The organism is Spirosoma pollinicola, from assembly GCF_002831565.1.
GTDB lineage: Bacteria > Bacteroidota > Bacteroidia > Cytophagales > Spirosomataceae > Spirosoma > Spirosoma pollinicola.
The window spans coordinates 1300143-1323920 of record NZ_CP025096.1; the positions used below are offsets into that span (position 1 = coordinate 1300143).

The following is a 23778-nucleotide window of genomic DNA, read 5'->3' on the forward strand; positions in this document are numbered from 1 at the left end:
TTCCATAATCATGAAAAAGATCCTCAGCTACCTAGTTCTTTCCACGGTATGTGCCGGGCTTTTGAGCCTGAATGCCTGCTCCGATTTCCTGACTGAAAACAACAAAAATACAGTGACTGCCGATGCCTTTTATAAAACCACAGAAGGCATTGAGAGTCTGGTTAATTCGTGCTACGCACCCACGCGTATTTGGTACGGCAAAACCGTTGGCTATCTGTTGACCGAAGCGGGTACCGACGAAATGCTGTTCGGCAACACGGCCAACGGATCGTATCCCTATTTTGATTATAATTCCAACCTTCAGGCAACAGAAGGCGGGTTGATTTTTGTCTGGAAAAGCTTTTACCGGGGCATAAATGCCGCTAATACGGCTATTGCCCGAATCAAGGAATCGCCTTTACCTGCTAACCTGAAAGCTGTTCGGGAAGCTGAAGTACGATTTCTGAGAGCTTTTTATTACTACCATTTGGTGGAAACTTTCGGCCCGATCCCATTGCGTACACAGGAGACGACGGCCCCCGAAACAACAGCCCTTAGAGCACCAGTCGATGAGATTTATACGCTTATATTTAGTGACCTGGAAACAGCCCTTACCAATATAAAAGGGGTTGTAGGTCCGCAGGGCGGGCGCGTAACTGAACCAGCCGTGGCAGCTTTTCTAGCGCGCCTATACTTGACCCGCGATAAAAACACCGAAGCGCTGGCTATGGCTGACCGGGTTATTAAAAGCTATGACTTTAAATTGACAGAGAACTATAAGTCACTTTGGGATATAGCGAACAGCAATGGCAGTACCAGCAAGGAAGTTATCTGGTTTGTCAATTACTCCGAAAACAACACTCTTAATGACTTCGGCCGATATGATGATCTGGGCTACTTTTGGCTCTGGGAGGGAGGGCATCATGGGCATTTGATGTTTCTTCCTTATTTCAATGGGCTGAAAGGCTGGCAGTATGATCTGGAGTCAGGTCGGTCGTTGTTGCAGTACATGCCTTCTAAATATTTAGTAGATCTGTACGACGAAACGAAAGACGCACGCTGGGCAGGTTCGTTCCGGACGGTCTGGTGGGCAAACGATGCGACAACGCTGACAGGGGGTATGAAACTGGGCGATACGATTGCCGTGGTATCAAAGCGGGCGGTGTCTGATGCGTATCGCAAGTCGAAACCCTATACCATCTATGATGCCAACGATATCTATCAGGCCAACGGTACACCTACTACTCCTCGATGGCGTTTCGCCGGACTTTGGAAATTCGCGGATCCGTCCCGTTCGGCCAAAGATGTAGTGAATAGCAAACGGGATGCATTCGTTTTCCGACTCTCCGAAATGTACATGATTGCGGCAGAAGCTAGTATGAAGCTGGGGAATACGGGTGCTGCGGCCGATTACGTCAACGTAGTTCGGAAACGGGCAGCGTTACCCGGAAAAAGTGAAGAAATGACCGTGAAAGCTGCTGATATGACACTTGATTTCATGCTGGACGAACGGGCTCGTGAATTTGCTGGTGAACAGCTTCGCTGGTTTGATTTGAAACGAACCGGGAAACTAATCGAACGACTGACGAAGTATAATCTGGACGCGGCCGCCAATGTAAGGCCCTATCATTTGATGCGCCCAATTCCCCGTGTTGAAATCGACGTGCTACAAAACAAAACCGAATTTGTCCAGAATCCAGGCTATAACTAATAAGTGGTATTAACGTTACTGCCTAATACTGTACGTTGTCAAATGAAAGTGGACAAATGAGGTGAAAAGGGGAGAAGACAATTCCATACTCTCACTGGCGACCCAGTGGTTTCACCTGAAGAACCTTAGTAATGTCTACTTTCATTTGACGACGTACACTGGGCAAGGTTATTTATTGAGTAGATCTATTCGCATTTCGACAGTCAAGCCAAAATCATCCTTGGTAGATCCGGCTTGGCTTATAAGTCAAAGCTCAGTAGAGTTTATAAGAACGAGGCTAATCACTCCCCATCTATATCTATATACTGTGTAACCTAAGTAAATAAAGCTCCTGTTGACACCTATGAATTGTACAACATTCTACAGACCGCGATGAGGCTCAATAAACATGACCAAATATGTTGCAGTGAAACAAAAAAAGCACTTAACAGTGTTGTTAAGTGCTTGATTATCAAGAGCCTCCTATAGGACTTGAACCTACGACCCCTTCATTACGAATGAAGTGCTCTACCAACTGAGCTAAGGAGGCTTTTTCTGCTTTTGAGAGTGCAAATATAACAGAGTTGAATTTAAGAACGCAAGTATCCGTTCTATTTTTGGTAAATTTGCACCCATGATTTCCATTACGAACCTATCGTACTATCTCGGTAGCCGGGCTTTATACGAAAATGCCTCGCTACATATCAAGCCAAACCAGAAGATCGGCCTAATCGGCCTCAATGGTACCGGCAAGTCAACGTTACTCCGTATCATCAATGGTGAGTATCAACCCGATGGAGGAATTATTTCCAAAGCGGGCGATGTTTCGATCGGTTTCCTGAATCAGGATTTGCTGTCGTACCAAACCGACGAGTCAATTCTGGCCGTAGCCATGCAGGCATTTGCCCGGCAAAATGAGTTGCAAATCAAGATTGAGGAACTGCTCCAGCAGATGGAGACAAACTATACCGATGATCTGGTTGATAAATTAGGAAAGGCGCAGGAAGAGTTCGACGCGCTGGACGGCTATACAATCCAGTCGAGAGCCGAAGAGATTCTGGAAGGGCTTGGGTTCTCAACCGAAGAACTGAGTAAACCCTTGAAGCTATTCTCCGGAGGCTGGCGGATGCGCGTAATGCTCGCTAAACTGCTGCTTGAAAAGCCTTCTTTACTGATGCTCGATGAGCCAACCAACCACCTGGACTTACCGTCTATTCAGTGGGTTGAAAAGTACGTTCAGAATTACGAAGGGTCTGTCATTGTGGTCTCCCACGATAGAGAGTTCGTGGATAATGTGGTGGATACCATTGTTGAAGTGTCGGGCGCAAAATTGAATTATTATGCGGGCGACTACTCTTACTATATGGAGGAGAAGAGCCTGCGGAATGAGATTCAGAAGGGCGCATTTGAAAACCAGCAGGCTAAAATTCGCCAGACAGAGCGGTTTATCGAACGGTTTAAGGCGAAAGCATCAAAGGCGAAACAGGCGCAAAGCCGGGTTAAACAACTCGAACGTATGGAGCTTGTCGATGACGTGATCGACAGCAGCGCACGGGTTAACTTTAAATTCAACTTCTCTCAGCAACCCGGTCGGCATATTCTGCACCTGGATGATATATCGAAGGCTTACGGCCCCAAACGTATTCTGACCCACTCGACGGCCCGGCTCGAACGGGGTGATAAAGTGGCATTGATTGGTGCCAATGGACGCGGTAAATCGACGTTGCTGCGCATTATTTCCGGATCAGAACCTGTTGACGGTGAGCGTGTTTTGGGCTATAATGTTTCGTTTAGCTTCTATGCGCAGCACCAGCTTGAGTCGCTTCGGGTGGAGGATTCGATGCTGGAAGAGCTCAAACAGGCAAACCCATCGAAATCGGATGGTGAACTGCGGGGTGTATTAGGTTGCTTCCTGTTCTCGGGTGATGACGTATTCAAGAAAATCAAAGTGCTGTCGGGGGGAGAGAAATCGCGTGTAGCCCTGGCCAAAGTACTGCTCTCACAAGCGAATTTCCTGTTGCTCGACGAACCGACCAACCACTTGGATATGCAGTCGGTGAATATCCTGATTCAGGCACTGCAGCAGTATGAAGGTACGTATGTGGTTGTTTCCCACGACCGGTATTTCGTGTCGCAGATTGCCAATAAAATCTGGTACATCGAAGACGAGCAGATCAAAGAGTATCCGGGCACCTACGACGAGTATGAGTGGTGGCAGGAGGAGCGCAAAGCACAGGGAATAACGTCGTCCAAACAACCAGTAGACAATTCGAAACTACAACCCGTAACCAGCCCGGCTCCCGTTTCGAGCGGCCAGATTGCGAACGGGAAGTCTACGAATGGTCGGATATCGGAAGATGAACGGAAAGAGTGGCACAAGACACTGAAGGTATTGACCCGCCAGGCCGAAGAAGCCGAAACGAAAATTAGTCACTTGGAAAGCCGAAAAAAGAAGCTGGAAACCGAACTGGCTGATCCCGCAACTTATGGCGACGATAAGCTGATGCAGGCCAAGAATGATGAATATCGGCACGTAATGGCCCAGATCAATCAGCTTCAGGATGAGTGGGAAACCGCTATGACAGAAGCCGAAGTTTGGGAGAAGAAGCTGGCGTAAGGTTTACAGTATTCAGGTTGTGGGTTACGGTTGGCTAATAAATACCGTACACTAAATACTATAATTATTAATCGCTCATATCGTACAAATAAAATATATTATATTTTATTTGTACGATATGAGCGATTATCGTAAAGGGCGGGGAGCGCAGTTCAATTTGGCCAATTCATTTTTGGCTCATCAGTACGAACCCGACAATTTAGGAGATGCGTTCGATGATGATTTCCCTGCCCCAACAGTAAAGACACAGTTTTTTGAAGAAACTCCCAAGCAGATTATTAGTCGGCCAAACAGCCCTGATATTGGCTTTCAAGCATCTATTAACCCTTACCAGGGTTGTGAACACGGCTGCATTTACTGTTACGCCCGATCCACACATGAGTACTGGGGTTTTTCGGCCGGTCTGGATTTTGAGAGTAAGATTATGGTGAAGAAAAATGCACCTGCCTTACTTGAAAAGCAGTTTCAGTCGCGGACCTATAAACCAGTCACCATCCACTTTTCCGGCAACACCGATTGTTACCAACCCGCTGAACGAACGTATCAACTGACGCGGCAGATCCTGGCGCTTTGCCTTCGCTATCGGAATCCGGTTACTATTATCACCAAAAACGCGCTCATTCTCCGCGATCTGGATATTCTAAAACCATTGGCCGAACTCAATCTGGTGAATGTGGCGATCACGATCACGACGCTGAACGAATCGCTCCGATTACTGATGGAACCCCGTACGGTTACGGCTGCCCAGCGCTTAAAAACGATGGGTGCTTTGCATCAGGCGGGTGTCCCCGTGGGTATCATGACAGCTCCGATCATTCCCAGCCTGAACGACCACGAAATTCCAAAATTGGTTGAACAAGCTGCCGGACAGGGTGCTTGCTGGGCCGCTTATACCGTTGTGCGGTTGAATGGGGCGCTTGGCCCGCTGTTTACTGATTGGCTCAAGAAAGCCTTCCCAGACCGTGCTGACCGGATTTTGAACCAAATTGCCGACTGTCATGGCGGGCAATTGACTGATTCCCGATTTAAAACGCGTATGTCGGGCGAAGGAGCGTATGCCAACCATATTGCCCAACTACACCGCATTGCCTGTCAAAAATATCTGGCTAACCGAAAACCTGTCGAACTGACTACTACTTTGTTCCGACCTGCCGGGCAATTGGACTTATTTAACTAAGCAATACTGATAGACTATTTCTCATACGAGAAGCCCTTTGGTGTGACACTGATCTGGTCGGCTTGCGCCAGCATCTCGGTATGGTCGAATGACTGCGTTACGGTTTTCTGAATTCCTTTGCAGATTGTGTCGAGGGGAAGGTCATTATCATCGGTGCCAAATGGGTTCTCGATTTCTTCGGCAATGATTTCCAGACTGGCTAACACATAAAACACAAATACGACCAGTGGAATAACCAGGTAATGAAGATTCGATACGTAGCCCAGTGGTAGGGTAAGGCAGTAGATAAAAATGAATTTCTTGATGAATGAACTATACGAAAAAGGAATGGGCGTATTCTTTATTCGTTCGCAGGCTCCGCATATATCCATCAGCGATTGAATTTCCGAATTGAGTAGTAAAAGGTGCTCGGGCAACAAAATATGCTGTCGTTGCAGGTCATTTAGTTTACCAAAAATTGCCAGAGCAATCTGTTGAGGTACATGCTCACTGAGCCGAAGATTACGAACGCTAAATAATGAACTTTCGGTAAATTCAGGCTCAATGGCATGCTGACGCAGGTGATTTTTTAACGAAAAGGCAAAGTTGGGGATCATAGTCCGAAAAAACTGGCGGGCTTCGCTTTCTGATGTATCGAGTAACTGGTCCATTTTGAGGGCCATGTTTCGACTGTTATTGACCAACGCGCCCCATAATTTTCGCCCTTCCCACCAGCGATCATAAGCTGTGTTGGTACGAAAAACCAACAACATCGAAATGACAAAACTTAACAGCGTGTGCATGAGCGACAAGTTCTTAAGGTGAACATTATCACTCAATCCCATCAACTCAATGACATAAACAATAATTACAGAATAAACGCCTACCGCTACCAAAACAGGAAGTAGCTTGCGCACTGTATCGGCTCGGTTGAAGGTGATGATGAACCGAAACCAGTCCTTTGGATTATAATTGACCATAGATGCCCTTAGCTGAGTAGACTGTAATCATACCGTATTTTGCTTATGTTATCAACGGCTAAGCTGGATAAATGTTGATAACGTTGTGATAGAACACTGATTTTAAGCTACAAACATCAATCCTACACAACATAACAATCAGCGTTCTGTTGTAACATTGATGCTGTTTAAACTTTCTCTTTGGGTGAAATTTAGGGTGTTTTTTTGTCATCCCGACGCAGGAGGGATCTTCGGGGAAATGGAAAACTCTGTCTTCCCCGAAGATCCCTCCTGCGTCGGGATGACAAAAAAACGCTCGAAAGCAAAATTCTAAACAATCTTATTAAAAACTACATTGAATGATTGCTTCTTTCAGGCTTTTTATTGCTGTATTCCTTGGGTTAATTACTTCGCCTTTGCTGGCTCAGCAGCTTCAGACAATTGACCACATTTATGACCCTAAAATTGAAACGGTATTGCTGTTTCCGCAAGTTAGCACCAATCAAATCGACCCCGCCTTAACGCTCAATCCGCCAATTATTTCGCTCGATGAAGCCGTTACCCTACAACTTGAGTTCGATGATTTGACGGCTAATTATCGCTCATTTCGGGCAAAAGTTTTGAATTGTAACGCCGATTGGCAACGCTCTGTACTCAACGACATAGAGTACACCTACGAATACAATGACAACCCGATTACCGACTATCAGATTTCGATAAATACCAAAATCCCCTACTATCATTATCGGTTCACCCTGCCACGAGTGAAACTGCCGGGCAATTACCTGTTGGTTGTTTATGACGAACGGAATCGAAATAATATTATCCTCACCCGCCGATTCAGTACCTATCAGAATCGGGTAAACGTAGCCGCCGATGTGCGCTTCTCGTCGAACCCGGCCCGCCAGTTCTCGGATCAGCAGATTGACATGACGCTGTCCTACAAAGGGTATCAGGTTATTTCGCCCCAGGATGATTTTAAAGTAATTATCCGCCAGAATTACCGTGACGACCGTGAGATTCGCGATTTGCGTCCAACCAATGTGCAGGCATTTGACCAGGTGCTGGATTATCGGCTTGTTGATTTAAGCAACATGATGCCGGGTGGTAATGAGTTTCGGTATTTCGATACGCGCACGATTATATCCCGCGCCAATTACATCGACCGGATCGACCGTCCCGCCGACCGTAACATCGCGTATGTGCAGACCGATCAACCACGTAATCGGGGTGTTTATATTCAAAGCGATGACTTCAACGGGCAGTTTGTGATCGACCACCGCGAATCGGGCAATGGGGCTACCAATGCCGATTACATTGAAACCATTTTCACCCTTAAAATACCCGAAGTGTCGGGTTTCGACATGTATGTGAATGGGGCCTTCAATTTCTGGCAGTTGAACGACCGTAACCGTATGACATACGATCCGCTATTGGGTGCTTACCGGGCATCCATTATGCTGAAGCAGGGCGTTTACAACTACGACTATATTGTGGCCACAACCGGGCCACAACCAAAAGTGGATGAGAACTTCATTGAAGGAAGTTTCTCATCCACCGAAAATGACTACGAAATTTTTGTGTACCACCGCCCGCCAGCCTCCCGCGCCGACCAACTGATAGCCTATAAACGGGTAGGGGTGAACAAACGGAAGTAAACGTAGGGCGAACATCTTGTCCGCCTTTGTAACAGAAAAAGGCGGACAAGATGTCCGCCCTACTGGCTACGCACTGTGCAGGAATTCCATAATGTCGCCATCCTGCACGACGTATTCTTTTCCTTCTACGGCTAATTTACCGGCTTCACGAACGCCCGCTTCGGTTTTAAACTGTGCAAAATCGGGAATCTTCATGACCTGCGCCCGAATGAACTTTCGTTCAAAATCGGAGTGGATAACGCCAGCCGCCTGGGGTGCTTTCCAGCCCCGGTGAATGGTCCAGGCACGAACTTCCTTCACACCTGCGGTGAAATAGGTGATCAGGCCTAATAATTTATACGATGCTTTGATAAGTTGGCTTAACCCCGACTCGGTTAAACCATATTCGCCCAGGAACATTTCACGCTCTTCTGGGTCTTCCATTTCGGCAATCTGCGATTCGATACCCGCGCTGATAATAATGACCTCTGCGCCTTCATCTTTCACCGCTTCCCGAAGCATGTCAGAATAGGCATTTCCGTTTGGTAGCGATCCTTCATCTACATTGGCGACGTAGATAACGGGCTTCACAGTCATCAGCGAAATGTCGCCGATGGCGGTTTCCCGTTCTTCGAGTGATACTTGTACCGTGCGCGCGCTTTTACCGGCTTCGAGCGCCGTTTTGTACAGTTTCAGGATTTCCAGTTCGCCTTTTGCTTTGGCATCACCAACACGGGCGGCTTTGTCGATCCGCTGAATTTTCTTGTCAACCGATTCTAAATCTTTCAGTTGCAACTCGATGTCGATAATTTCTTTATCCGACACAGGGTTAACTTTGCCTTCAACGTGAACAATGTTGTCATCGTCGAAGCACCGAACCACGTGAACAATGGCATCGACTTCCTTAATGTTAGCCAGAAATTTATTGCCCAGACCAGCACCCTGGCTGGCTCCTTTTACCAACCCGGCAATGTCAACAAATTCAATAATCGTTGGCACCACGCGCTGCGGTTTTACCAGCCCTTCGAGCGCGTCAAGGCGTTCGTCGGGCACGGTAACAACCCCAACATTGGGTTCTATTGTGCAGAACGGGTAATTAGCCGCTTCGGCCTTTCCGCTCGATATTGCGTTAAACAGCGTTGATTTACCTACATTCGGCAAACCCACGATTCCACATTGAAGTCCCATAGTTCAATTATAAAAGAACAAAAGAGCGTAAGAGTGAACTTGTCTGTCCCGCTCTTTTACTCATTCACTCTTTAGTTTTTGTGCAAAAATACAACCGCGACGGCGGACCGCAAAAAAAGCCTTCGGCAGGATGGGCCGAGGGCTAGCTGTGTGATGAAGAAGAAACTCGTTTGATTTATTACGTAAGAGTCAGGTAAAGTCTAGATCATGCGTGAGATGTCGATTGGATATTGTGAATTAACTACTCCCATTTTAGCTCACTGGCGAAGTCATCCTGTTCGTCCCGTTCACGCTGAACGAATTGGGCGAAGTCTACTTCGGGCATAAGCTCTGTTTTCACGTGGTCGACCGTTTCTTTGAGGGCTTCAACAAACTTGTCGAAGTCTTCTTTGTAGAGAAACATTTTGTGCTTTTCATAGACAAATCCCTCGCCTTGCGGGTGTCGGCGACTTTCGGTAATGGTTAGGTAATAGTCGTTTGTGCGGGTTGCTTTAACGTCAAAAAAATACGTTCGTTTTCCCGCCCTAACCCGTTTCGAGTAAATCTTCTCCCGGTCTCTCTCTTCCACAATTAAATAGGTTTAGTCAGTTAATAGCCACTAAAGTACGTGCAATCAGGCTATAACAAAAAGAATGCTGTTAATATATTTTGGGGCTATTTGACCCCAAAAACGAGTGACTTTGTGGAGGCCGTTCTACAGTTTTTTGGCTAAAGGCTTGGTTATAAAGCCCCTCTGGACTATCTTTGCTTTACAGGAATTGCACTTTTTGGGGGCGGATGGTATGTGGAAAGCGATTTGACATATCTCCCGCCTATTTTTTTCACGTAACCAAGAGCTGTATGAGTTTAATCATGTCCATTATGTTGTTTTTTAGCAACATAAACCCGGCGGAGGCTCTCCCGAGCCTCATACAGAAAGGCAAAGCGTCTTTTTATTCCAAGAAGTTCAATGGTCGCAAGACCGCTTACGGTGAGCGCGTTAGCGCCGAATCCCTAGAAGGTGCCCACCGCCAATTCCCCTTAAACACGTTGGTTGAAGTCACTAACCTTGACAACCAACGTTCAGTAATTGTACGAATCAATGATCGGGGGCCTTTTGCAAAAGGTCGTGTCATTGATCTCACCCTTGCAGCAGCGCATGCACTTGGTATGGTTTCTAAAGGAATCGCTAATGTATCGCTCCGGGTTGTTGGCAAAGGTCATGCTATCGCATTATCGACGTCTGCCTTTACAACACCGATTGCTTTTCAGCCGATGCTGGAGCCAGTTATGTAAGTCGGTTTAGCCGCATTATCAGAACCGTTCGATATTTCCCTGTGCAATTCCTGCCTGAGATGTCGAACGGTTCGTTTTTTGCACTAAATTCAAAAAGCGTAAGAATGAAAGAGCGAAAGAGCGAAGAGCTGGCGCAAAATTTTTCACTCTTTCGCTCTTTCACTCTTTCGCTCTTTAGAGTTCATGAAACAACCCCTTAATCTGGGCCAGGTGCGTTCGTTTGGAAACGTCGAGTTTTTGGCCCGTCAACTAGTCGAAGGATTCATTACAGGGCTGCACAAATCACCCTTTCATGGGTTCTCTGTCGAGTTTGCCGAACACCGTCTCTACAATACCGGCGAAACAACACGGCACATCGACTGGAAAGTGTTTGGCAAAACAGAAAAACTGTTTGTTAAACGATATGAGGAGGAAACGAATCTGCGGTGTCATCTACTGATCGACACGTCGTCGTCAATGTATTATCCGGAAGCCAATTATGGGAAAATGACGTTTAGCGTAATGGCGTCTGCCTGTTTGGCTTATATGCTCCAACGGCAAAAAGATGCCGTAAGTCTAACCACGTTTGCCGATCAAATTGACCTGCAAACTCAGGTCAAATCGACGCCTTCGCACGTTCATAAGTTATTTACGCAGTTAGACCTGCTGATGCAGCAACCTAAGCCCCTGCGCAAAACCTCAGCCGCCGAAGTAATTCACCAGGTAGCCGAAAAGATCAACAAGCGCTCGCTGGTGGTGATTTTCAGCGATATGTTCGACAATAGTGAAAAAGCCGATGCGCTGTTTTCGGCTTTGCAACACCTGCGTCATAATCTGCACGAAGTATTGCTGTTTCACGTAACGGACAAGAAAACAGAGGAAGATTTCGATTTTGATGAATGCCCTTACGAATTTATTGACCTGGAAACGGGCGAGAAGGTGAAACTTCAGCCGGGACAAGTGCGCGAAACCTACCAGCAAGCCGTAAAGACATATTTCCAGGAACTGAAGATGCGCTGTGGTCAGTATAAAATCGACTTCATCGAAGCCGACATTGCGCAGGGATTCGACCAGATTTTGAATGCTTATCTGGTGAAGCGGACAAAGATGAGGTAACGTGGACCTCTGGTCCGCACAGCCGAAGGCTAACCTTTTAGGAGCTAGTGTGTCTCTGTAGCTTAGCTTTCGGCTGTGCGGACCAGAGGTCCACGTTACTTCTTCACACTTGCTTTAGCCGTGGTAGCCGCCGTCTTTTTGGCGCCTTCCTGCCGTTTGTGAAACAGCATAAAATCTTCTACTTGCTCGGCGGGTAGTTTGCGGGCAATGATCTTTTTGTCCTTATCAAGCACATATACCGTTGGCGTTGTCCAGACGTCATATTGATGTCGATAGTCTGTGCGGTATGTGTAGTCGTAGCCATTGATGGCGTTGCCTAGTTTAAATTCTTTAATGAACTTCTTCCAGTCTTCCGGGCTTTGGTCGATGGCAATGGCCACAACTTCAACGCCTTTGCCTTTGTAGTCGTCTACAAACTTCTTGAGCTTAGGCGCACTATCGCGGCAATGCCCGCAGGTGGGTGAATAGAAAAAGACAATCGTGTAGTCGGCTTTGATGTTCTGAAAGGCAATAGGTCGGCGGAGGGTGTCGCTGATGACAGGTGCAACCAGAATTTTACCTACCAGATTGGGCTTTAGCGTGGCAACCCGTTCGCCAATGCTTTTCAGCGTCGATGAATCCGAAACCGTCATGACACCGGTCTTGTAATACTTCTCGAACATGTGTACAAACAAGCCATCGGTACCCATTACTTTGGGTTGCTCATACTGGCTTGTGATGTAATAGATCGTGTAGTATTTAACCTCTTTACTTTTACCCGCCAGGGCCTTATTCACCATGAAGTCGGCCTCTTTGATGAGCGAATCGGGTACCTGAACGGTCAGTTCTTTAATGTAGCGCTCAATCTTACGTTGCAGGATGGGCGTCCGGACAAAGCGTTCGTCGGCGAAGTCGAAATCATCCCAGAAATGCCCTTTAAAGTAGTTAAATACCCAAAGCGAATCGGGCCGACCGTTGGCGAGTTTGGGCGCGGGTGGAACCTCGGGCTCGGCAGTGGCTTTGAGAAGCTTTACGGCAAACGAACCTGAATTTTCTTTTAGAAACTGACTGCGGTATTCGGTGGCCTGTTTCTGCAAATCGCTCATTTTCTTGTTAACCATAGCGGTTGAAACGGCATCATTGCGCATTTTCCGCTCTACATTCAATGCCTGAGCTTCTTCTGAAAGTTTACCAAGCTGTTGCTGATAGCCGTAAAACAACTCGTTTTCTTTCGAGCCCGACACCTTCATATTCTTGATAACATCTGCCGTATCGGTCTCGAATGAGAACTGCTGATCGTCGGTAATTAAAAATTCGATGTATCGATTCTTAGGCGTTACAACAATAAATAGGCCTTCGGGCAGCGTTTTTTTGCCTTCAAAAACCATGTTGCCCACGCCATCGACGCGGGCAGTGTCTTTGGTAATGTATTGAGTAGCCCCGAAATAATGAGCTAGCACGCAGGTGGTGTCCTTCAGTCCTTTAATACGACCGGTAATTCTGAAGCCATCATTGGCGGTTGGGGTGGTTGACTGCGCCCAGGCTTGCGGTAATAAAGCCAAACCGAGTACAGCGGCTAAGAGGAGTTTTTTCATACAGGGTGGTATGTATCTTCGTAACAGAATAAGGTCAAATTTACGGTATTTTGCTGGTACGTTAGTTCCCTATCAAAACGCTTGCCACGTCTCCTATAGTCTATGTTTTATTTCTTTTCTAAAACGATTACCTACCTGCTCACCCCGGCAGGTTGGCTTATAACGGCACTACTGTTCGCATTTTTTGTAAAAAAAGCCCATTACCGTCGTATATCGATTGGTTTTGGGCTTTGTGTCTTCTGGCTCTTTGGTAATTCCTTTCTAATGAACGAGCTGGCTTTATGGTGGGAATATCCCGTTCAGCCTAACCGACTGGCCTTTACCGATTCAACGAACCGGGTGGCGGTTGTGCTGACAGGTGGCATGATAAACGGGCAGAAAGAAATTCCCGCAACGGCGCCTACGCAATATGGCACCCAACGTTTTTTATTAGGTCATGAAGCCGACAGGGCCGGACAGGCACTCTATCTGTATAAAACCGGTGCTGTGCAGAAAATTCTGATTAGCGGTGGTGCGGGCGACTTACCTTTTCAGCCCACAGCAATTAGCGACGAAGGCCAGATGACAGCGCAATTTTTGATCGTAGCCGGTGTTCGGCCAAACGATGTAATTCTGGAAAACAAGTCCCGTAATACCCATGAAAACGCGCTATTTACTGCTGATATGCTCAGGAAGCAGTTCGGTACAAATCGGTGTGTGCTGGTAACGTCGGCCTGGCATATGCGCCGGGCAATGGCCTGCTTTCGAAAAGAAGGTGTTCAGGTAACACCCTTCCCCAGTAGTTTTATGAGTACCAGCCGGTCGTTTTCGCCGGGCGAGTGGCTGCTCCCACGCGAAGAGTCCTTCAGCGAATCCTATTTTCTAATTCGCGAACTGGTTGGGTATATTACCTACAAAGTTGCAGGCTATCTGTAGACCTATAAGGTTTCGAAAAACCTTATAGGTCTGACGGAATGGGTTATACGGACAGAATTTTAACCATCCTGAGTAAGTCTTCGCTAATGGGTTTGGGCAGGCGAATCGTATCGCGGAAGGGCGTATAAACCAGCTCATTATTAACGATACCCGCCATTACATTCTGCTCGCCGTTCATGAGGCCTTCCAAAGCGCCAAGCCCCAATCGACTGGCCAGAATCCGGTCGTAGGCAGTAGGAATACCGCCCCGCTGGATGTGCCCCAGTGTTGTAACCCGCATGTCAATATCAGATTGTACCTGCTGACGGATTTTTTCGGCGATCTCAGCCGCGTTTCCTGCTTCTTCACCTTCGGCAATGACAACGATAGACGACGATTTCTGACGACTCCAACCGGCTTTCAGCGTTTCGACAACCTCCGAAATAGGCGTAAGTACTTCGGGCACCATAACCATTTCGGCACCACCGGCAATACCCGACTGAATGGCAATATAGCCAGAGTCGCGGCCCATCACTTCGATCAGGAAGATCCGGTCGTGTGAGTCGGCGGTGTCACGAATTTTATCAATCGCTTCGAGTGCGGTATTTACGGCGGTATCGAAACCGATGGTGTGGTCGGTTCCATAAAGGTCGTTATCGATTGTTCCGGGAGCGCCAACGGTTGGAATGCCGTATTCATCGAAAAAGAGTGTAGCGCCCGTAAACGTACCGTTGCCGCCGATGGCTATGAGGCCTTCAATGTCGAACTTCTTTATTTGTTCGTATGCCTTTGCACGGCCTTCGGGCGTCATGAATTCTTTGCTGCGGGCCGATTTCAGGATGGTGCCTCCGCGTTGAACGATATTGCTCACCGAATGCGAAGACATTTGAAAAATATCGCCATTTATCATTCCGCTGTATCCCCGGCGGATACCGAATACTTCAAGACCGTGATAGACCGCCCCCCGAACAACAGCCCGGATGCAGGCGTTCATACCCGGTGCGTCTCCACCCGAGGTAAAAACAGCTACTCGTTTCATAGGTTAAATCAATTTTTTAAGGGAATTTCACAAAAAGGTAACGAGGGTAACGTTTTTAACCCCGCAAATTTATCCTCATTTACCAATCTAAAGGCATGCAACTGGGAATTATCCCATTATTTTCACACAAATTTCACAAAAAGGCCAAAACAGTCGGTATAAGACCATTTAATTTTCATTAAACAGGCAATGCTCATCACCTGCCAAATTTTATTTTTTAATTTGTGTTGAAATACAAATTAATTATTGCTTTTAAATTGAGTTGCCCGCCATACGATCTGAGCATGATTCATAATCGTTGATAGTAGACCGAAATGCGACACAAGTACTTTGAACCGATCTATAAGCGAGCGTCGGTGTTGTTGAACAGATAATCCACCCAGCAAGTACTTGCACAACACAAAAGGGAGAAACGCAATGGTAGTAGCTGCCTTCAAACAGCGAATTTCCCAGTCAAGATCGGCACTCAGGTTATTGGTCAGATAATCGGGTGCAACAGCTCGTTTCACAACAAAAGCCTGATGGCATACTTTCATGCCGAGTGCCATGTCGCGCCAGGTCAGGTTGTGCGGCAACGTATGGGGCGTTACCTGACTCCGCAAACCGACTGGCCTGACTATGCCCTGTTCTTCACGGACAAATAAGGCGTCGCTATAGTAAACATCGACCGCTTCGGCTTTGATCCGAGCCAGCAGGTTTGGCAACGTTTGTGGGTCATGGATTTCGTCGCCCGCATTCATAAACCAGACATACTCACCTTTGGCGAGGTGCAGCCCTTTATTCATGGCATCGTACAGTCCTTTATCGGGTTCCGATATCCAGGTAGTAACGTTGGCCTCAAATCGTTTAATAATGTCCAGCGTCCCATCTGTAGAAGCCCCATCAACAACAATATACTCGAAGTCGGCGGCTTGCTGAGCGACAATACTATGTATCGTACGCTCCAGAAACCGCTCGGCATTGTAAGTAATAGTGATGATAGAAATGGTTGGCATGGGTGAAAGAGTGAAAGTGCGAAAGAGTGAATGATTGAAGAACCCGCCGTTTGATTGCGCTCTTTCACTCGTTCACTCTTTCACTCATTAATCGACTGTACAGTTCTATATGCTGCCGGGCTACGACTTGTTCAGAGAAACGGGTTTCTGCCGATTGGCGGGCTTGTTGGCGTAATTCGCGTGGATTTGGGTGCTTTAGTATAAAGGCCAGTCCGTTGGCGAGTTGCTGGGCTGAGCCAACATCGGCCAGATAACCGTTTTGCTCGTGGTCGATCATTTCGGGAATCCCCCCCGTTCGGAAGCCAACAACGGGCGTGCCGCAGGCCATTGCTTCAATAACGGTGTTGGGCAGGTTGTCTTCCAATGAGGGCACAACCATCGCATCGGCTGCGTTGTAGGCCGCCACAATATCGTCTTCCGACGTGAGCAAGCCAAGGTGTCGAACCGTGTAAGGCAACTCATTAAACAGATAAGAGCGGCCTTTGCCAAATATCAAAATTTCGGGAGTTAGTTCCGGGTATTGCCGGTGAAGTAACGTCAGGGCCTCCGCAAAATAGGCAAATCCTTTGCGCGTGTCGGTCACGTTGGCGCTACCAAACAGGAGCCGGGGCGAGCCTGTATTGGGCAGATCCAGGTGTGTATCGGCATTCGTTCGCGTAACAGGCTGAAACACGGTCTGGTCGATGGCGTATGGAATAACCGTGAATGGAAACTTACGCAACAATGCACTTCGTTGGGCTTCATCAGCCAGCCATTGGCTAGGTGGCGTAAAATGCACATTGGCCTTACCGAAGAGCTGCTTCTTCTGCTCAAAAACTTTGTATGACAGGTCGTGTTCACCCGGTTTTTTCAGGTAAGGGCAGTTGCGGCAATGGCTTAAAAAATGGTCGCAGCCGCGCGAATAGTGGCATCCACCCGTAAAGGCCCACTGGTCATGTAGTGTCCAGACGATAGGCTTGCCCAACTCGAATAGGGATTGCAGGCCACTGAGGGATAAAAAACCAAAGTTGATCCAGTGCAGGTGTAACAGATCGGCCTGTTGAATTGCCGGATGAAAGCTGAGGTTCGCACCAAACTTAGCGGGCGAAAACTGAAACCGCACCGATGAATCGCGCTCGTAAGGCAGAAAATACAATCGCTCGGCTACAAATCGCCCAAAGGCCGTTTGCTCGGCCAGGAAATTATTGGCCAGATACAGTACCCCCGGTTCAGGTTTATGCGTTTCGAGCCGGTTTGGTACGCCAACGAGCATCGTACTCTCTACGCTGCGATCTGTCCAGACCTGTTTTTGCAAAGCCCGATGGAGCCGGTTGGCCGCCACAGCCGCCCCGCCAAACAAATGGTAGTTGCTCAGGTGCGTAACTCTCACCGACCGAACAGTTTATCGAACTTTTTGACAACCTCGGGCCAAAATCCCAACCCGAACACACGCCCCCAAATCCGCCGACGCGAATAGGCTTCCATCTCGGCGAAGATTGCATCTGTAAAAAGGCTTTTTCCTTTTTGCGTCAAGATCAGGGCAAAACCATGCTGCTTAAGCGTTGTGGCAAAAACCCAACCCAGCAACAGGTTTCGTTGTGTAAGTGTGGCTTGGTCGGCAAAGCGGTTCAGGTAAGTCATTTCGCCCCAAACGGCGCTGTTCTTCAGCGAAAACAGGACGAATTTTTTTAGTAATGGCTGATTCGTAAAACTGTCCAGCAAGGCGGGTGTAATGCGGGGAGAGCCTTTGGGCAGAAGCTCGGCGAGCCAGTGACTGCCTGTTTCGTCCATGAACTGCAACACCTGGTGTAGCTTATCTTCGCCATCGTAAATAGACGCAATACCCGGTTCAAACTCAGCGGTAATAACCTGCTTTGCCCGCTCTGTACCGAGGTTACGAAACAGCCGGAGGTCGGTGCCCTGCGAATCGGTTTTGAACCAGTCTACCTGCTTTATGTTCAGGCTGTCGAGCGTTGACCGGAGGCTGCGCGTTTTCAGTTGAACGACTTTGGTTGGTTCAAACTTGGGTGCAAAGGCGTACTCCTGAATCAGGTCGGGGCGAGGGCGTAGCAAGCTCGAACAGTGGGGCGATTCGGTCAGGTAAAAGTCTGCCGTTTCGGTATCCTGTTCGGCGGAGTCCGGGCCGGTAACGATATTGTTGAATGTGTACAGCTTCCGAAAATGGCTGGACTCACTTTCGACATAGCCAAAATCACGGTCGTCGGCATCGAACGCAATGCAAACGGCATAGTTGGCAAAGGCCTTCCAGCGACCATGCAACTGCCCTGATGCACCAATGTCGACCAGCACGGGCGGTTCAGTCTGGAATTCAGGGCGGGAAAGTATTTTGTCGATCATTCGTAGTTGGTACGTGAAGTTGGTGGAGTTGGTGAAGTCGGTGAAGTCGGTGGAGTTGGTGAAGTCGGTGGAGTGCACATGGAATTATTCACTTCACGTATTTCACTTACTTCACTCACTCCACTTACTTCACCTACTCCACCAACTTCACTTCTTTACTAGTTTCTGTACGCAAAGATATTCAATTGTAAATCCATGCTGTCGTTGCCTTTGTAGCGATGGTTCACCAGGGGCGCGTGGCGGTACTGGCTGGTGTTGATGTAATACCGAAAACCACTTTCTTCCAGCACCTTCATCACCTCGGCCAGCGTTTGCGAATGGTCGAGGTAGGCATGAAATTCGACGAACAGATTTTGAACGTGGGCAAGTGCATCGTGGCAATCGGTTAATACGGCGGTTTCGGCCCCTTCGATGTCCATTTTGAGCATATCGATGCGGGTTTCGCGCAAGAGAACATCCCGCAGCCGGACAGAGGGCACCAGCTTTTGGTCGGTTTGCGAGAAAATAGAGGCCGAGTCGGCCTGATCGCTGCCAAACAAGATGCCTTCGTCATTTGTCCAGACGGCTTTCGTAACGACCTCAATACCCGTAATCTGGTTTTGCTGTAAGTTATTCTGCAAAATGGCGCTGATCTGCTCGTCGGCCTCAAACGCGACAATACGAGCGTTGGGGTAGGTCTGTCGGAAATACACGACACTTGTACCAATGTTCGTACCGCAATCGAAAATGACGGGTGTTAAACTCGTGGTATCAAATCGGTAAAACTCATCCACGAAAATCTCCCGAAACTGCCAAACGAACGAAAGCGCGTCTGGCACCCGGAATTTGTAGTTCCCAAACGAAACATCAACTGGCTGATTGCGCGGTTTGCTACCATAGCGCAAAGCTAATCCCAGTAGCCGACGGCCCTCTGCCGAGCGCAAAAGCCGGGCTGTTTCGGTAAATAAAAATCTAAAAACCCACATTCGTTATTCGTCGATTTTTTGTCATGCTGACGAAGGAAGCATCTTCGGATGAGCAGACATAATTTTAACTACCGAAGATGCTTCCTTCGTCAGCATGACAAAAAAAAGAAATTAGAAAAAACGTTTCCATACACCTGCCACCGTCTGGTTAATGTCGGATGACAGTTTGAGCGTTACGACCAGCCCACCAAATAATGCCGTAATGAGTGCCGACCGCCACGCAATGTCCAGAATAACCTGCCATTTGGATGATGTTGGGGCGGGGTAGGGTAGTTGAATCGCCACCCACCAGACACCAGCGGCTACCAGAATAACCGCGATGTTTCGCCAGGTAAAGGGCTGCATTTTAAACGCAAAGCCCACAAACAGCGTCCGGCTAAGATTATACAGCATAGTGGCGAGCGCGGCTCCAATAGCCGCGCCGTTGATACCGAAACGAGGTATCAAATACAAATTGGCCCCAATGGTGATGAAAACAAGCGCGACAAAAAACAAGGAGTCGTAGGTGTAATAGCGGGATGTATTCAGGATCGTTCCGTTTACACCGGTGCCCATGTCGATGAGTTTGCCAAGTCCCAGCCACAAGATTACGTAGTAGCCTGCTTCATAGCTTGGTGGCAAAAAACGAAATACACTGGATAAATTGGCTGCTACACCCACAAACACCAGACAGCCCGCAATCAACTGATTTAAACAGCTTTTGCGGTAAATTTTCGCGATGTTTTCCAGGTCGTTTATTTTCCATGATTCGGCAATAAGCGTACCGGAAACTTTATACAGGGCCGTAGCAGGAATGGCAATAACAGCGGCAAAATACGAGGCCGTTCCATAAACACCGGTATCGCCCAAACCCTCCGAACTATTGATCATTACTTTATCAATCGTAGAGATAATCTGTGTTGAAAGGGCTGAGGTGAGCGTCAGTCCGGCGTAGCGCATCATGTTTCGGCGCAACGTAGTGTCGACCCACACAAAACTACGGCTGAAAAACAGGGCTTCGTCGCGGGCTACGCTGATAATCATAATCACTAATGGCAGAAAAAACGCCATCAGCCAAACACCCATAAATTGTGGAAACGTAACCCATCCGAGCCAGTATAAGCCACCCGCTACGGCAATCAGAATGCGTTGAACAAACTGTTGCAGGAGTGTTCCCGTAACGGGGTCGTAGAGCAGCCGGGCATAGTTGTCGAAAACAGTAAAATAAACTGTAAAAAGAGTCAGTGGAATGAGGAGATAATAATATTCGACAAACAGGGACGAGTCTTTCTGGTAAAACTCAATGACCCAGGGGCGTGCCAGCCACAACGCGAGTACACAAACGCAGAATCCAACGAATGTGGTCAAACTGGCGATGAGTAAATAACCGTTATGCTGTTTATCGGCGTTGCGGAAGTATGGGAAATAACGCCCACCTGCGCCGTTTATGCCCAGATTTGAGGCTTGCGACAGAACCATTGCCAGCGAAATCAGCAAGGTTAGCAAACCAATTTGCGCTGTGCTGAACATATTCGGAAACCAGATGCCCTGCGTCAGAAAACCAACAACCACACCCGCATAGGCGTAGAGTGAATTCTGAATGGTTTGCCGTTTGATGATACCCACGTGGTGAAAGAGTAAAAGAGTGAAAGAGTGAAAGAGTGAAGAGCCAGCCGTTAGATTGCGCTCTTTCACTCGTTCACTCTTTCGCTATTTATTAAACCCCACGCCAGTGCCGTGCCCGCCGTAATGTCGGTGGTGGCGGTTTTGCCGAGGATGTCGTCGTAGTAGCGGGTGTGCAAACCGTTGGCCGGGCGTATGCTGCGGACGTTTTCGGGCGTGAAGGATTCGCCCGCTTTTACGTCGCGCACAATGTATAACGACCGCTTGAATTGCAGACTTTTGGCCTCCTTGGGCGTAAGTGTGTAACTCACCTGCCCCATAGCCAGATGAGCCCGCTCGGTTTCGATAACTAGGTTTTTTAACTCATCCGGCTCCAGCGAAAACGCAGAGTCTACACCACCATCGGCCCGGCGCAGGGTAACGTGCTTTTCGAGGACAACGGCGCCCAAAGCCACAGCGGCTACAGCGGCTCCAATGCCCATTGTGTGGTCAGACAGGCCAACGGGCACATCGAACAACTGCCGCATGTGCGGAATGGTAAGCAGATTTGTCGTTTCAGGCGTGGCGGGGTAGGTACTGGTACACTTCAATAAAATGAGGTCTTTGCACCCGTTTTTCCGTAGCACCTTTACCGATTCGTCGAGGTCGGCAACAGTAGCTACACCCGTGCTCATGATGACCGGTTTACCGGTGCGGGCTACTTTCTTGAGCAGGATATGATCGGTATTCTCAAACGAAGCGATTTTATAGAGCGGTACCTCCAGCGACTCCAGAAAATCGACCGCCGTTGTGTCGAATGGTGAGCTGAAGGCAATCATGCCGCGCTTTTTGGCATGCTCAAAAATGGGTTTGTGCCACTCCCAGGGCGTATAGGCGTCCTGATATAGTTTGTACAGATTTTTGTCGGCCCAGAGCGACTTGGCATCACGAATGTAAAACTCCTCCGATGCGCCATTGAACGTAATGGTGTCGGGCGTGTAGGTCTGAAGTTTGAGTGCATGGGCACCGGCATCAGCTACGGCATCGACAATTTCCAGCGCCCGCTCCAGCGACTGGTTGTGGTTGCCCGACATTTCGGCGATAACAAATGGCCGATGCATCGGACTAATGGTATAATGGGCAACCTGAATGGGTTGATCTTGTGTCATAATCAGTCAAACCTTGTAGGGTTTTGAACGCAACGCTCAGCCCTATAGGGTTTTAGTATAAAGCAAACACGGCTTATCCTGGCCGGAGACACCAAATTTACCGCTTTCGCCCGACAATCTGAAACCAGCCCGGTCAAAGGCATGTACGGAGGCCGCATTCTCGGGCTTGATGTAGGCATGAATCGTTACGGCACCCCAGTTCTTACGACATATGGCACAGCCCTGAGCAATAAGCTGAGCGGCCAGACCTTTGCCCCGATAATGCGCATCGACCGATACGCCAATAATAATTTCGTCGGGCATATCGGCAATGGGTGTTCGTTCAAAGCGCACTTGCCCAACAGGGTGGCCAGCTTCATTGGTAAACACAAGCAGCAACGCATTTGGGTCGGTCAGTTTTCGGGTAAACCAGGCGGTGTGTGTCTCTAACGAAATAGGTGTCGAGCTAAACGACTGCCGCCGGGTATCGGGATCGTTGGCCCAGTCGAAATAAAGCCGAGCGTCGGCAGGTTGGGCAGTTCTGTACGTGAGCATGGTCGTTGCGATAGCCTGTTAACGTATCGAATTACGCATTTAATTGTTGCAACTCACTACTCCTGCGCTACCTGTTGAAATAAAGTCCGAAATCGTTCGGGGGAGCGACCATCAAAAAAACGACGCTGGTTCACTAACGACTCCGCTACTGTTTCGGGCGAAAATTGAGCGCCCTGAATAGACAGCTTTACCATCTGATCCAACGCCAGAACAGGCGTTAAGCGGGTCAGCAACGTTGGGAAATTGACGGACAAGGCCAGCTTTTCGTCAGACAGAAACTGCGCCAGCCGCGCCTGATTGTCGGCAGTTACTACCGTAATGAGGGGGCGATTTATGGCGCAAACTTCGTAAGCAATCGTGCTGCAAGCCGTAATGGCCAGATGACAGGCCTTTACTTCTTCCACCATTTGCGTAGCACTGAGATTTTGTAAAATCGTCAGGTTTGGCAGTTGACGACTGAACGCTTCGACAGCAGCCCGATCTGGATGAAATGGCCCAAGAATAATATGGACTGGCAATTGAGCATCGACCTGCCGAATTGCTTCCAACACGGTAAGCGATGTGTTGTGTGGGTCGGCCCCACCCAGGCTAACGAAAATCGTCCCGTTGGCGGGGGGCGGACCAAACACCTCCGGCCTTAAAAACTCGGGCCGAAGCAGGGCGTAATGTGGGCCAAAATAGAATTGTGTATAGGGTTCTGCCTCGTAATCCGTTTCGGAAACGCCACCCGCATGATTAATGATCAGGTCGGCTACCTGATGGCCGCTTACCAGATCATCGATAAAAACCAATTTTTTTGCCCTCGAACGGACTGATTGCTGAAACGCTTCATCGAAGGCATAGCCATCCAGAACGACGACTTCCTCCGGCTTGATTTGCTCCAGAAAGGTGGCTTGCTGCGTGGTTTCTGGTAGCGAGATGATGGCTAAACCCGCTCGCTCGATCAACAAACGAACGTCTGGACTGGGATCAACGAGGGCAAAGCGCATGGAAAATTTGCCGGTCAGCATGTTGGCGAGTGCCAGGCATCTCATGATGTGCCCTAAGCCAATTTTAGCGTTGCCATCGGCACGAAAAAGTAGTTGGTTCATTTG

20 protein-coding genes and 1 tRNA gene are annotated in these 23778 nt (G+C 48.3%); 7 read left to right on the forward strand and 14 right to left on the reverse strand.

Annotated features, from left to right (window positions below; all coding sequences use genetic code 11):
• Window positions 1-10: 10 nt before the first annotated feature.
• Window positions 11-1690, forward strand: coding sequence for a RagB/SusD family nutrient uptake outer membrane protein (locus tag CWM47_RS05665; protein ID WP_100987012.1), 1680 nt, complete (start codon window positions 11-13; stop codon window positions 1688-1690).
• A 456-nt stretch (window positions 1691-2146) separates the two neighbouring features.
• On the opposite strand, the gene CWM47_RS05670 is transcribed toward CWM47_RS05665, so the two are convergent.
• Window positions 2147-2219: transfer RNA gene (locus tag CWM47_RS05670), tRNA-Thr, on the reverse strand.
• An 84-nt stretch (window positions 2220-2303) separates the two neighbouring features.
• On the opposite strand from CWM47_RS05670, the gene CWM47_RS05675 reads away from it, so the two are divergent.
• Window positions 2304-4286 carry an ABC-F family ATP-binding cassette domain-containing protein gene (locus CWM47_RS05675; protein ID WP_100987014.1) on the forward strand — a complete coding sequence of 661 codons (1983 nt, stop codon included), beginning with the start codon at window positions 2304-2306 and terminating at the stop codon, window positions 4284-4286.
• Window positions 4287-4404: 118 nt separating this feature from the next.
• A complete protein-coding gene (locus tag CWM47_RS05680; RefSeq protein WP_100987016.1) occupies window positions 4405-5463 on the forward strand; it encodes a PA0069 family radical SAM protein in 1059 nt (352 codons plus the stop codon).
• 14 nt (window positions 5464-5477) lie between these two features.
• On the opposite strand, the gene CWM47_RS05685 is transcribed toward CWM47_RS05680, so the two are convergent.
• On the reverse strand, window positions 5478-6422 hold the full coding sequence (locus tag CWM47_RS05685; protein WP_100987018.1) for a bestrophin family protein: 945 nt from the start codon (window positions 6420-6422) through the stop codon (window positions 5478-5480).
• Window positions 6423-6760: 338 nt separating this feature from the next.
• On the opposite strand from CWM47_RS05685, the gene CWM47_RS05690 reads away from it, so the two are divergent.
• Window positions 6761-8059, forward strand: a complete 1299-nt coding sequence (locus CWM47_RS05690; RefSeq protein WP_100987020.1) for a type IX secretion system plug protein — start codon at window positions 6761-6763, stop codon at window positions 8057-8059.
• A gap of 66 nt (window positions 8060-8125) precedes the next feature.
• On the opposite strand, the gene ychF is transcribed toward CWM47_RS05690, so the two are convergent.
• On the reverse strand, window positions 8126-9226 hold the full coding sequence (gene ychF, locus CWM47_RS05695; protein ID WP_100987021.1) for a redox-regulated ATPase YchF: 1101 nt from the start codon (window positions 9224-9226) through the stop codon (window positions 8126-8128).
• Between the two features lie 241 nt (window positions 9227-9467).
• Window positions 9468-9794: a DUF3276 family protein gene (locus CWM47_RS05700; protein ID WP_100987023.1), complete on the reverse strand. Its 327-nt coding sequence runs from the start codon at window positions 9792-9794 to the stop codon at window positions 9468-9470.
• A gap of 272 nt (window positions 9795-10066) precedes the next feature.
• On the opposite strand from CWM47_RS05700, the gene CWM47_RS05705 reads away from it, so the two are divergent.
• Together CWM47_RS05705 and CWM47_RS05710 are read left to right on the forward strand one after the other, a co-directional pair.
• The gene (locus CWM47_RS05705; protein WP_100987025.1) at window positions 10067-10501 is read left to right on the forward strand and encodes a septal ring lytic transglycosylase RlpA family protein; all 435 of its coding nucleotides are present in this window, start codon (window positions 10067-10069) and stop codon (window positions 10499-10501) included.
• 183 nt (window positions 10502-10684) lie between these two features.
• Window positions 10685-11596 (forward strand): DUF58 domain-containing protein, encoded by a 912-nt coding sequence (locus CWM47_RS05710; protein WP_100987027.1) that lies wholly within the window; start codon window positions 10685-10687, stop codon window positions 11594-11596.
• Window positions 11597-11691: 95 nt separating this feature from the next.
• Here CWM47_RS05710 and CWM47_RS05715 read toward each other — a convergent pair whose 3' ends face one another.
• Window positions 11692-13170, reverse strand: coding sequence for a TlpA family protein disulfide reductase (locus tag CWM47_RS05715; RefSeq protein WP_100987029.1), 1479 nt, complete (start codon window positions 13168-13170; stop codon window positions 11692-11694).
• 102 nt (window positions 13171-13272) lie between these two features.
• On the opposite strand from CWM47_RS05715, the gene CWM47_RS05720 reads away from it, so the two are divergent.
• Window positions 13273-14085 carry a YdcF family protein gene (locus CWM47_RS05720; protein ID WP_100987031.1) on the forward strand — a complete coding sequence of 271 codons (813 nt, stop codon included), beginning with the start codon at window positions 13273-13275 and terminating at the stop codon, window positions 14083-14085.
• Window positions 14086-14128: 43 nt separating this feature from the next.
• On the opposite strand, the gene pfkA is transcribed toward CWM47_RS05720, so the two are convergent.
• The 9 genes from pfkA to pseG all read right to left on the reverse strand — a co-directional run bounded on the left by pfkA (window position 14129) and on the right by pseG (window position 23775).
• Window positions 14129-15103 (reverse strand): 6-phosphofructokinase, encoded by a 975-nt coding sequence (gene pfkA, locus CWM47_RS05725; RefSeq protein ID WP_100987033.1) that lies wholly within the window; start codon window positions 15101-15103, stop codon window positions 14129-14131.
• Between the two features lie 239 nt (window positions 15104-15342).
• Entirely contained in the window at window positions 15343-16098 is a 756-nt protein-coding gene (locus tag CWM47_RS05730) for a glycosyltransferase family 2 protein (protein ID WP_100987035.1), read from the reverse strand.
• Window positions 16099-16162: 64 nt separating this feature from the next.
• Window positions 16163-17467, reverse strand: coding sequence for a glycosyltransferase family 4 protein (locus CWM47_RS05735; protein ID WP_100987037.1), 1305 nt, complete (start codon window positions 17465-17467; stop codon window positions 16163-16165).
• Entirely contained in the window at window positions 17464-18513 is a 1050-nt protein-coding gene (locus CWM47_RS05740) for a hypothetical protein (protein ID WP_240625726.1), read from the reverse strand. The genes CWM47_RS05735 and CWM47_RS05740 overlap by 4 nt, the downstream gene beginning before the upstream one ends.
• A gap of 80 nt (window positions 18514-18593) precedes the next feature.
• On the reverse strand, window positions 18594-19400 hold the full coding sequence (locus CWM47_RS05745; protein ID WP_100987041.1) for an FkbM family methyltransferase: 807 nt from the start codon (window positions 19398-19400) through the stop codon (window positions 18594-18596).
• A gap of 111 nt (window positions 19401-19511) precedes the next feature.
• Window positions 19512-21005, reverse strand: a complete 1494-nt coding sequence (locus CWM47_RS05750; RefSeq protein WP_100987043.1) for a lipopolysaccharide biosynthesis protein — start codon at window positions 21003-21005, stop codon at window positions 19512-19514.
• A gap of 65 nt (window positions 21006-21070) precedes the next feature.
• A complete protein-coding gene (pseI, locus tag CWM47_RS05755) occupies window positions 21071-22150 on the reverse strand; it encodes a pseudaminic acid synthase (RefSeq protein ID WP_100987045.1) in 1080 nt (359 codons plus the stop codon).
• 42 nt (window positions 22151-22192) lie between these two features.
• A complete protein-coding gene (locus CWM47_RS05760; RefSeq protein WP_100987047.1) occupies window positions 22193-22684 on the reverse strand; it encodes a GNAT family N-acetyltransferase in 492 nt (163 codons plus the stop codon).
• 56 nt (window positions 22685-22740) lie between these two features.
• A complete protein-coding gene (pseG, locus tag CWM47_RS05765; protein ID WP_100987049.1) occupies window positions 22741-23775 on the reverse strand; it encodes a UDP-2,4-diacetamido-2,4,6-trideoxy-beta-L-altropyranose hydrolase in 1035 nt (344 codons plus the stop codon).
• Window positions 23776-23778: the final 3 nt, after the last annotated feature.